The sequence below is a fragment of the Brevundimonas sp. genome, from assembly GCF_032107865.1.
In the GTDB taxonomy this organism is placed as follows: domain Bacteria; phylum Pseudomonadota; class Alphaproteobacteria; order Caulobacterales; family Caulobacteraceae; genus Brevundimonas.
Genome location: NZ_DAMCNG010000408.1, coordinates 1 through 1,025 on the forward strand (window position 1 = coordinate 1; position 1,025 = coordinate 1,025).

General features: G+C 61.5%; 1 protein-coding gene and 1 tRNA gene. Both read right to left on the reverse strand.

The window, feature by feature from the left end:
• Window positions 1–571: 571 nt before the first annotated feature.
• Window positions 572–647, reverse strand: a tRNA-Phe gene (locus RT567_RS17195).
• Window positions 648–710: 63 nt separating this feature from the next.
• Window positions 711–875, reverse strand: a complete 165-nt coding sequence (locus RT567_RS17200; RefSeq protein WP_313577383.1) for a DNA gyrase inhibitor YacG — start codon at window positions 873–875, stop codon at window positions 711–713.
• Window positions 876–1,025: the final 150 nt, after the last annotated feature.

Consider the following 1,025-nt stretch of genomic DNA (forward strand, 5'->3'; position numbering starts at 1 on the left):
GGCGTCAGCAGCGGGGGCCGAAGCGGCGGCCGGAGCAGCCGGAGCGGCCGCGTCCTGCGCCAGAACCGGCGAACTCGCCATCAGGACGGCAGCGCCGGCCATTGCGAGGAGGATATTCGTCTTCTTGCTATCGAGCATGTTTCGCCAGTTCCTGCTTTGGTCTGACTCGTGGAACCCAAGACCCAAACCGCGTCAGTCGGCTGGGCCTTTACCGTGAAATTTTTTCCTCCCGCCGGAATTTCTCCCCCGCCGGTCGGCGCCGCATTCTTACGAAACATCCTGAGACGCTTTGCAGACTGGAGCGATGGAACCATACCCCCCCGTCCACAGCCTGCAAGCAAGAATGCGGTTAAGTCCCTTTGGCGAACGCCTATCGGAGCGTCAAGGGCGGAAAATAGCTTTTCACCCCGCGCCCCTCGCTCTCGCGGCAGGGGCGCACAAAAATTCCACATCCGCGCAATAAAACGGCAACAAAAATGCTGGCGTCGAGAATGTTAAGAAACGTTTAGGCCCATGACGATTTTTCGGCTTTTTCATGGCCGAGGCGAATAATCATCATCTTGGGAAAAAGTGGTGCCTGGAGGCGGGTTCGAACCACCGACACGCGGATTTTCAATCCGCTGCTCTACCAGCTGAGCTATCCAGGCGCACGACGTCGTCGCGAGAGGCGGGTCTATAGGCGAGGCTGATGGGGCTGTCCAGACGCCAATTCACTCAATTCCACGATCTTTTTCATCATCGTGCGCATCTTCGGCCGGAATGGCGTAGCCGCCGGTGAACCAGCGCTGCAGATCAACGTCGGCGCAACGCTTGGAGCAGAACGGCTTGTAAGCAGCGACAGCTTCGGCGCGACGGCAAATGGGGCACTGGGCCATGCTCAGCTCTCCTTGATCTCGAACACGCCCGGCGCGGCGTCCGGGCGAATGTGGGCGCGGGGCCCCAGTTGCGCCACCCAGGGGGACAGGATCGCCGCCGACGCCGAGCCGCAGTGCAGCGTCAGGCGCGGCGCCGCGCGATCCGTCAGC